Consider the following 9,378-nt stretch of genomic DNA (forward strand, 5'->3'; position numbering starts at 1 on the left):
CCCGGCTGCTACCCGACCGGGTTCCTTGCGCTCGTCGCGCCGCTGGTGCGGGCCGGGTTGCTGCCCACCGACTGGCCCTTCACCGTCAACGCGGTCAGCGGCTATTCGGGCGGCGGTAACGCGCTGATCGAGCGGTTTGAAGCTGAAGGCGCGCCGGCTTTCCGGGCCTATGGCTATGACATGGCGCACAAACACCGTCCGGAGATGAAGGCTTACGCGGGTCTGAGACATGGCGTGATCTTTGCGCCAGCTGTCGTGCCGGCCTATCGCGGGATGGTGGTCGAAGTGCCGTTGCATCTGGGCGCAATGCCGGGTGAGCCGACGGCCGAACAGCTGCGCCACTCGTTAGAGGAATTCTACGCCGAATCCGCAGTCATTGCAGTGCGCGGGGACAACGGCGTTTCAGAACTTCTGCTGGAACAGAATGCCCCACCATCCGACTCGATGGAACTCTATGTTCATGGAAATGCCGGAGGCTGGCACGCCCGGCTCGTTGCAGTGCTCGACAACCTCGGCAAGGGTGCGTCCGGGGCGGCGATCCAGAACCTGAACTTGATGTGCGGCCTGCCAGAGGCGACCGGCTTGCGCCTTTGAGTGCCGCAGCGCTGCTTAAAATTTAGGCAAGTCCCGATCAGATGCTGTGCACCATTGCGCAGTGCACCATAATCTTGCTAACCGGCACCTATCGGCGAAAGACATCTTCGCCCTGAGTCTTCAGGCAGCAAGGATCGATTAAAGCCAGCATCAACAGGCTTGGCATGATTCTTGTTAAGAATTTGTCAGCAATCAGCCAGTCACGGATGGGAATAACGTGAAAAAGATCGAAGCGATCATCAAACCGTTCAAGCTCGACGAAGTGAAGGAGGCGCTGCACGAAATCGGCGTGTCTGGAATCACCGTCACCGAAGCCAAGGGCTTTGGTCGTCAGAAAGGCCATACGGAATTGTATCGCGGCGCCGAATATGTCGTCGACTTCCTGCCCAAGGTGAAGTTGGAAGTGGTCGTCGCCGATGATCAGGCCGAGCGCGTGGTCGAAGCGATCGCCGCTGCCGCACAGACCGGACGCATCGGCGACGGCAAGATCTTCGTCACCGCAATCGAAAGCGCGCTGCGTATCCGCACTGGCGAAACCAACGACGACGCAATCTGATTTTCTGCACCCTCTCGTGCCTGCCGCGTGGGCGGGCACAAGCATCCGAACGCCATAACCGATAAGTGGAGGCACCAAGCTAATGTCGAAAGTGAAAGACGTCCTGAAATTGATCAAGGACGAGGAAATCGAGTGGGTCGATCTGCGCTTCACCGATCCCAAGGGCAAGTGGCAGCACCTCACCATGGTCGCCAGCATCATGGGCGAAGACGAGCTTGAGGACGGCCTGATGTTCGACGGTTCGTCGATTGCCGGGTGGAAGGTCATCAACGAATCCGACATGATCCTTAAGCCGGATCTGACCGAAACATGGATCGATCCGTTCAGCGCCACGCCGATGCTGATCATCAACTGCGACATCGTTGAGCCATCGACGGGCGACTGGTATTCGCGCGATCCGCGTACCACCGCCAAGCGCGCCGAGGTCTACCTCAAGTCGACCGGGATCGGTGATACCGTCTATGTCGGCCCCGAAGCCGAATTCTTCATGTTTGACGATGTGCGCTTCGAAGATGGCTACGCCGGGTCGGGTTTCGCGATCGATGACATCGAACTGCCGGGCAACACCAGCAAGGAATATGATGGCGGCAACATGGGCCACCGCCCACGTGCCAAGGGCGGTTATTTCCCAGTCGCGCCCGTCGATAGCGCAGTGGACATCCGCGGCGAGATGGTCACCACCATGCTCGAAATGGGCCTACCTTGCGACAAGCATCACCACGAAGTGGCCGCTGCCCAGCACGAGCTTGGCCTGACCTACGGCACGCTGGTGCAGACCGCCGACCGGATGCAGATATACAAGTATGTCGTGCATCAGGTCGCTCATGCCTATGGCAAGACCGCGACCTTCATGCCCAAGCCGATCAAGGCCGATAACGGGTCGGGGATGCACACCCACATCTCGATCTGGAAAGAAGGCAAGCCGATGTTTGCCGGCAATGAATATGCCGGACTGTCAGACATGTGCCTGTATTTCATCGGCGGCGTGATCAAGCATGCCAAGGCGCTGAACGCTTTCACCAACCCGACCACCAACAGCTACAAGCGGCTGGTGCCGGGTTTTGAAGCGCCGGTGCTGCTGGCCTATTCCAGCCGCAACCGTTCGGCTTCGTGCCGCATCCCTTACGGCACCGGCGCCAAGTCCAAGCGCGTCGAAGTGCGCTTCCCGGATGCGTTGGCCAACCCCTACCTGGCCTATACCGCGCTGCTGATGGCCGGCCTTGATGGCATCGAAAATCGCATCCACCCCGGCCCGGCCATGGACAAGAACCTGTATGACCTGCCGCCGCGCGAACTGAAGAAGGTGCCGACCGTGTGCGCCTCCTTGCGTGAAGCCCTGGGCGCGCTCGACAAAAGCCGGGCAGTGTTCACCAAGGGCGGGGTGTTCACCGACGACCAGATCGATTCGTACATCGAATTGAAGATGGAAGAGGTGATGCGCTGGGAAATGACGCCGGCGCCGGTTGAATTTGATATGTATTACAGCGCGTAAGCGGCGAGCCCGTAACGCGCAGCGTTACGGGCAAACTCGCGTCGCGCTCGGCCAGCGAGCGAAAAGGGCAGCCCCTCAGGGCTGCCCTTTTTGACTCGTCTGACGGCGCGGCTTTGCCGTGCTCTTCCTGCCTGCCTTCCTTCACTTCACGCGCGTGCCAACAGCGCCGCCCTCCCCTTGGCGATGGCTTGGCCAGCGCGTCTGCACGGGCTGGGCACCGAATCGCCCTTCCGCAGCTCCTATCCCGCAGTCAGCGCCGCGCGCGGGCCAAGCCCGCGCGAATGGAAGGACGGTGCGAGCGGCAAGATCACAAGGGAAGAAAGAAAGTCCAGAAGGAGCGCGGCAAAACCGCAATGCCTGCCCCGGACTTGATCCGGGGTCGGACGAGTCAAAAAAGGCGGCCTGAGGGCCGCCTTTTTCACTCGCCGTCCGATCTTGCCCGAGTCGGCGCGCGGCACGCGCGCTGCCCGGCTGAGATTAAAACACCACCCCAAACTCCAACCGACCACGCACCTGGCTCTTTTCCAGCCCCGTCGTCCCAAACGCCGCCCCCGGCGTGAACCCCGAAACCTGCACCAGCGACACTTCCGGCCGAATGAAAAACCGGTCCCACGTATACGTCGGCGTCACCGTCAGCGAAAACGCATTGGAGCCGGGGCCATAAAGGAAATTCGCCGCCGACGCGCGCGGTGCGTTGCTGTCGATATACTCCAGCCGCACCGGCACCGCCCAATTGTCGTCGATCTTGTAGCGCGCGAGCACACCAACGCCCCAATTGTCAGCTCTGGTGGTGCCGTTGAAGGCCAGATCGGGCACGCGGGCATATTGGAAATAGGGCTGTACCAGCCATTTTTCTCCAGAATAACTGTAGATCACGTTGAAGATTGTGCTGTTGTTCTGCACCACCGGCGTAGAAAAGGTGGAACGCGCGTTGCGGTTCAGTGCGCCGCCCAGCACCAACGACAGTGTGTGCGGGCCATCGACATACGACACGATGCCGCTGAGCCAGTTGAACTTGCCCGAGAAAAAGCCATCGGTGAGTGCCAGGCCAGCACTGATCTTGCCCGCTGTGACGTTGGCCTGCACGCCGCGCGTGAGGACGTTTTCCTGGCCCCACAGCACACCGCGTTCGATGTTCATATTCTGGAAGCTGAACGGCGATTCAAGGCCGATCAGGGTGGGCAGGATGCCAGCCTGGATGTTGAAGGCGGCCGATGGCGCAATCTTCACCCATGCCTGCGGCACCGGGCCGTATGTAGCATCGGTGTAGGCGGCGGCGCGGGCGTAAGGCAGGCCCAGCGTTTCGTGGCTGTACAGGCCGGCCTGCACCAGAAACTGGAAAACGCCTTCGGGTTTCTGGATGATCACCTGCGCGTTCGAAACGTCGGCTAAGCTGCTGGCGACCCCCGGCGTGGTGTTGGATTGGGTGCCCAGATAGCCGCTGGCAATGCCGGTGATATAGATCTTGCTGCTGCCCAGACTGACGCTGAGCGGCTTGGGATTGTAACTGATCGGGCCGCTGAGGCTCGGCAGCAATGGCGGCGGTGCGTCTTGCGCTGCTGCCCCGCCTGCCGACGCAGCAGCGACCATGGCAATGGCGGCCCCTGCGAGGCGCTGCCACGGTGCGAATTTCTTGATCATCCGGTATCCTTCATCGAAATTCAAACAAATACCCGGCGTCTGATAAACGACGACAGAGATTCGATGGTGCATTTCAACGAATAATAAGTATGTACGCCAAATGGCGTAAACGCTGGAAACTGCGAAACAAGCTTCAGTTGTTTGAACATATGAATGGCCTGACCCAAAATCGGATCAGGCCATCCATTATTTTCGGGATGGATTAATTATTGTAGGCGCGCTCACCATGTTCGCCAAGATCAAGGCCTTCGCGCTCCAGATCGCTGTTCACGCGCAGCCCCGTGATTGCCTTGGCAACGAAGACCGCGATCACCGTGCCGACAGCGGCCCAGACAATGGTGGTGCCCACGGCGGCAAGCTGCACACCAAGTTGGCTGATCATGTCGAAATCGGCGGGGCCGGGGCCGCCCAGTGACGGCGCGTACACGATGCCCGTGCCGATTGCGCCGACGATACCACCAACCCCGTGGATGCCGAATGCATCCAGCGAATCGTCATAACCAAGGCGCGGCTTGAGAACCGCCACGGCAAAATAGCACAGTACCGAGGCCGCAACGCCAAGCGCCATCGCGCCCATCGGGCCAGAATTCCCCGCCGCCGGCGTGACTGCAACCAGACCAGCGATGATACCCGACGCGAGGCCAAGTGACGAAGGCTTGTGACCGGCGATCTTTTCAACGGCGAGCCAGGCCAAGGCGCCGGCTGCGGTGGCAACGAAGGTGTTTATCATGGCCAAAGCCGCCGAGCCGTTGGCTTCGAGCGCGGAACCGGCATTGAAGCCGAACCAGCCAACCCACAGCATGCCCGCTCCGACCATCGTGAGGGTGAGCGAGTGCGGCGCCATGGTTTCCTTACCATAGCCAATCCGTTTGCCAAGCATCAGGGCCGCCACCAGCGCCGACACGCCGGCATTGATGTGCACAACCGTTCCGCCGGCAAAATCCAGCGCGCCCATTTCGAAAAACAGCCCCGACAAAAACAGCCCCGACGATGCCCACACCATGTGAGCGATGGGCAGATAGACGATGGTCAGCCAGACCGTGGTGAACACCAGCACCGCCGACAATTTGATCCGTTCAACCACCGAACCGAGCACAAGGCTGACGGTGATGGCCGCAAATGTCATCTGGAAACAGACGAACACATATTCGGGAATAACCACGCCTTCGGTAAACGTTGCAACCGTTGAATCGGGCGTGATGCCTGACAGAAACAGACGATCAAGGCTTGCAATGTACGGCTTCAGCATACCGGCATTGTCTGGCCCGAATGCCAGTGAATAGCCGAACACGACCCACAACAGCATCGCCAGGCATGTTGCCGCGCCGATCTGAGTCATCGTCGACAACATGTTCTTGGACCGCGTGAGGCCGCCGTAAAACAGTTGCAGCCCAGGCAGGATCATCAACAACACCAGCAATGTCGAAACCAACATCCAGGCTGTGTCGCCTTTGTCGGCAACGGGGGCTGCTGCTTCTGCTGCCATCGCCGGGCCTACCGCCGCAAGGCACATCGCCGTGAATGTGGCAGGCGCTAGCAGCCTTTGGAGTGTCTTTTTCATGAATTTCCCCTGCGCTGTAATGAAGATCGCCGATGGTGTTTGAAACAGTTTGGACCTTGGCTGATGATATGCCCTGAGCGCCGTGTTCTCATGTTCAAGGCTGGAATATATTTGGCGTCAGGTTGCGGCCTGAAGTGTTGTTGCTTGTGCAATTTTACCCGCCACGCAGGATTTCAGCTGGAGCTGAATGGCCTTGTGGCGGCTGCATTGCGGGTCGCGACAACCTGTAAATGCGCCTCGATGCTGCGGCACAACATACGGCGTTTGACGGTGCGCTGACTAATTGTGCGCCTCGAACAGCTGGATAACCCTGACACTGCCCCGCTACAGCCGGGCAACCGCCGCCATATAGGCCAAATTGCGGTGGCGGGGCATGATCAAATGCCGCAAACGCAATCACGCGTTCGGGGGTGGCCTGAACGCTGAGCATGTTGGCGATCACGGCAAAAAGGGGAACGGCATGAAGAAGGTTGAAGCGATCATTAAGCCGTTCAAGCTGGAAGAAGTGAAAGAGGCACTGACGGAAGTTGGTGTTTCCGGTATCACAGTAACCGAATCAAAAGGCTTTGGCCGGCAAAAAGGCCACACTGAACTGTATCGCGGGGCTGAATATGTCGTGGATTTCCTGCCAAAGGTGAAACTGGAAGTCGTTGTTGAAGACGATCAGGTTGAACGGGTGGTGGAAGCCATCACCAATTCAGCCCGCGCGGGCCGCATTGGCGACGGCAAGATTTTCGTGTCGTCGATTGAAATGGCCGTGCGCATCCGCACTGGCGAACGCGACAGCGACGCGTTGTAAGCGGCACCGGCCGGTCCCAGAGCCGGACGGTGTTCACCAAAATCGGCGCAGCCCGGCCGTTCATCGGGAAGCTTGCCGGAATTTGTGCGTTGCAACAATAGTCCGCCGCAACCCAGAGAAACCCCTTCGGATCCGCCAATCGGCTGATAAACATAAAAAAAGGGGCCGGAACCTCGGTTCCGGCCCCAGTAAATCCTTGGGGAGGATTGCCATAACGGCAAAGTCTTATTGCATTGCACAATGTTATAAAACAATGCGCGAAATGACTTAGGACGAAAAAATATTGTCGCACCCTGGTGCTCAGTCGCTTCCCGAGCCGCTCTCCAAGCCGCTGGCGGCGCGCGCGGGTGCGCCCTATACAACGGTCATGTCCGATCTGTTCGCTGCCACGCAAAGCTCTGCTGATTATGATGCCAGCCATATCGAGGTGCTGGAAGGCCTGGAGCCCGTCCGCCGCCGCCCCGGAATGTATATCGGCGGCACCGACGAACGCGCGCTCCACCATCTTGCTGCCGAAGTGCTCGACAACGCGATGGACGAGGCGGTGGCCGGCCACGCCAACCGTATCGAGGTAACGCTGGACGCTGACGGCAGCCTGACCATCACCGACAATGGCCGCGGCATCCCGGTCGATCCGCACCCGCGTTTCCCGGACAAATCGGCGCTGGAGGTGATCATGACCATGCTGCATTCGGGCGGCAAGTTCAGCGGCAAGGCCTATGCCACATCAGGCGGATTGCACGGCGTGGGCATCAGCGTCGTCAATGCGCTTTCGGATGATACGGTGGTGGAGGTTGCCCGCAATAAGCTGCTGTATCGCCAGCGTTTTTCGCGCGGGTTGCCGCAGGGCAAACTGGAAGAACTCGGCCCCACCCAGAACCGGCGCGGCACCAGCGTGCGCTTTCATCCCGATGCCCAGATCTTTGGCGAGGATGCCCGCTCCAAACCGGCGCGGCTGTATAAACTGGCGCGATCAAAGGCCTATCTGTTCGGCGGCGTCGAGATCCGCTGGCGCTGCGCTCCGGAACTGGTCACCGCCGACGTGCCGGAAACGGCGGTGTTCACCTTCCCGGGCGGGCTTGCCGATCACCTGAAGGAACGGCTTGATGATCGCCCGCTGGTGGTACCCGATTTGTTTGCCGGCCGCACCGATCTGCCTGCCGCTGCCGATGGCCGGCCGATGGGCGCGGTGGAATGGGCCTGTGCCTGGCCGCAATATGGCGAAGGTTCGGCCAGCTTTTACTGCAACACCATTCCCACACCCGATGGCGGCACCCACGAAGCCGGCCTGCGGCTGGCACTCACTCGCGGCCTCAAGAATTATGCCGGGCTGACCGGCAACAAGAAAGCCGGCGACCTGTCGGGCGAAGACGTGTTTGCCGGGGCGGAGATCATGCTGTCGCTGTTCATCCGCGAGCCGCAATTTCAGAGCCAGACCAAGGACCGGCTGACCAGCCCCGAAGCCACGCGGCTAGTGGAAAACGCCATCAAGGATCATTTCGATCACTGGCTGGTGGCCAATGGCGAGCGCGGCAAGGGGCTGCTGGCGTTTGTGATCGAGCGCATGGAAGACCGCCTGCGCCGCCGCCAGGAAATGATGGTCAAGCGCAAGACTGCGACCAGCAAATCATCGCTGCGGCTGCCCGGAAAGCTGACGGATTGCGCCCGCAATGACGCGGTGGGCACCGAATTGTTCATCGTTGAAGGCGATAGCGCCGGCGGCAGTGCCAAGCAGGCGCGCGATCGCAACACACAGGCCATCCTGCCCATCCGCGGCAAGATCCTGAACGTGGCCAGCGCCAACACTGCCAAGATTGGCGCCAACAGCGAAATCGCCGATCTCACCCTGGCGATGGGCTGCGGCACGCGCGACCGGTATGCGCCGGAGAATTTGCGCTATGAACGCATCGTTATCATGACTGATGCCGACGTTGACGGCGCCCATATTGCCACCCTGCTGATGACGTTCTTTTTCCGCGAGATGCCGGGCCTGGTGCGCGATGGCCACCTGTATCTGGCGCAGCCGCCGCTGTACCGCCTCGCGGCAGGCGGCACCGTGGCCTATGCCCGCGATGATGCCCACCGCACCGAGCTGATGAAGACGCTGTTTGCCGGCAGGACCAAGGTGGAGGTGAGCCGCTTCAAGGGCCTGGGCGAAATGAACCCATCGCAGTTGAAGGAAACCACGATGGATCCCAAGCGCCGCTGCCTGATTCGGGTGAAGCTGCCCGAAGATGTGGATGGCCGCGCCGACGTTGCCGATCTTGTCGAGCGGCTGATGGGGCGCAATCCCGAACATCGTTTCCACTTCATCCAGAGCCACGCCACCTCGATCGAAGCCGACGCCATCGATGCCTGACGCGCCGCCATCGGGCTGGCGGGCGAACATCGCACCGCTGCTGCGCTATCTGAGCGTGATGGGGGTGAAGGCCGGGAACATCGCCGCGGGCTTTGTCGTCACCCTGCTGCTGGCGCGCGCTGGCGGGCCGGAGGTGCTGGGAAGTTACGCTATGGCCATCCAGACAGCGCAACTGGTGTCCATCATTGCCGTGGTGGGCTGTGACCAGCTCGCCCTGCGCGAAGTGGCGGCTCATCTGCGGCTGGGCGACAAGGCCTCTGCCGCAAGCCATGTTCGCCACTATTTGCGTTTTGTTATGCCGCTCGCGCTGCTGGTCGCTGGGCTTTACGCCGGCGGTGTGTTGCTGCTGCGGCAGGCAGGCTTTGCTGCTGCACAG

6 protein-coding genes and 2 pseudogenes are annotated in these 9,378 nt (G+C 60.5%); 6 read left to right on the plus strand and 2 right to left on the minus strand.

The window, feature by feature from the left end; all coding sequences use genetic code 11:
- The 3 genes and pseudogenes from ACESL8_RS06090 to glnA all read left to right on the plus strand — a co-directional run.
- A pseudogene (locus tag ACESL8_RS06090) lies at positions 1-594 on the plus strand (N-acetyl-gamma-glutamyl-phosphate reductase); the annotation flags it as partial.
- A gap of 217 nt (positions 595-811) precedes the next feature.
- Complete coding sequence (locus tag ACESL8_RS06095) at positions 812-1,150, plus strand: P-II family nitrogen regulator (protein ID WP_054119870.1); 339 nt, start codon at positions 812-814, stop codon at positions 1,148-1,150.
- Between the two features lie 82 nt (positions 1,151-1,232).
- Positions 1,233-2,642 (plus strand): type I glutamate--ammonia ligase, encoded by a 1,410-nt coding sequence (gene glnA, locus ACESL8_RS06100; RefSeq protein WP_372916879.1) that lies wholly within the window; start codon positions 1,233-1,235, stop codon positions 2,640-2,642.
- A 477-nt stretch (positions 2,643-3,119) separates the two neighbouring features.
- Here glnA and ACESL8_RS06105 read toward each other — a convergent pair whose 3' ends face one another.
- Entirely contained in the window at positions 3,120-4,283 is a 1,164-nt protein-coding gene (locus ACESL8_RS06105) for an outer membrane beta-barrel protein (RefSeq protein WP_372916881.1), read from the minus strand.
- Positions 4,284-4,485: 202 nt separating this feature from the next.
- Positions 4,486-5,844 (minus strand): ammonium transporter, encoded by a 1,359-nt coding sequence (locus ACESL8_RS06110; protein ID WP_372916883.1) that lies wholly within the window; start codon positions 5,842-5,844, stop codon positions 4,486-4,488.
- Between the two features lie 460 nt (positions 5,845-6,304).
- Here ACESL8_RS06110 and ACESL8_RS06115 point away from each other — a divergent pair, with 460 nt between their 5' ends.
- From ACESL8_RS06115 to ACESL8_RS06125, 3 genes and pseudogenes are all read left to right on the plus strand, one after another.
- Positions 6,305-6,643, plus strand: coding sequence for a P-II family nitrogen regulator (locus ACESL8_RS06115; protein WP_372916885.1), 339 nt, complete (start codon positions 6,305-6,307; stop codon positions 6,641-6,643).
- Between the two features lie 367 nt (positions 6,644-7,010).
- Positions 7,011-9,002, plus strand: a complete 1,992-nt coding sequence (parE, locus tag ACESL8_RS06120; RefSeq protein WP_372916887.1) for a DNA topoisomerase IV subunit B — start codon at positions 7,011-7,013, stop codon at positions 9,000-9,002.
- Positions 8,995-9,378, plus strand: a pseudogene (locus ACESL8_RS06125) (hypothetical protein); the annotation flags it as partial. The gene parE and the pseudogene ACESL8_RS06125, both read left to right, overlap by 8 nt.

This window comes from Sandarakinorhabdus sp. (assembly GCF_041689835.1).
Taxonomy (GTDB): Bacteria; Pseudomonadota; Alphaproteobacteria; order Sphingomonadales; family Sphingomonadaceae; genus Sandarakinorhabdus.

Excerpts from the sequence above, each read along its gene's own strand:
- parE (WP_372916887.1), top strand. The coding sequence starts at position 7,011 with ATGTCCGATCTGTTCGCTGCCACGCAAAGCTCTGCTGATTATGATGCC.
- glnA (WP_372916879.1), top strand. The coding sequence starts at position 1,233 with ATGTCGAAAGTGAAAGACGTCCTGAAATTGATCAAGGACGAGGAAATC.
- ACESL8_RS06105 (WP_372916881.1), bottom strand. The coding sequence starts at position 4,283 with ATGATCAAGAAATTCGCACCGTGGCAGCGCCTCGCAGGGGCCGCCATT.
- ACESL8_RS06110 (WP_372916883.1), bottom strand. The coding sequence starts at position 5,844 with ATGAAAAAGACACTCCAAAGGCTGCTAGCGCCTGCCACATTCACGGCG.
- ACESL8_RS06115 (WP_372916885.1), top strand. The coding sequence starts at position 6,305 with ATGAAGAAGGTTGAAGCGATCATTAAGCCGTTCAAGCTGGAAGAAGTG.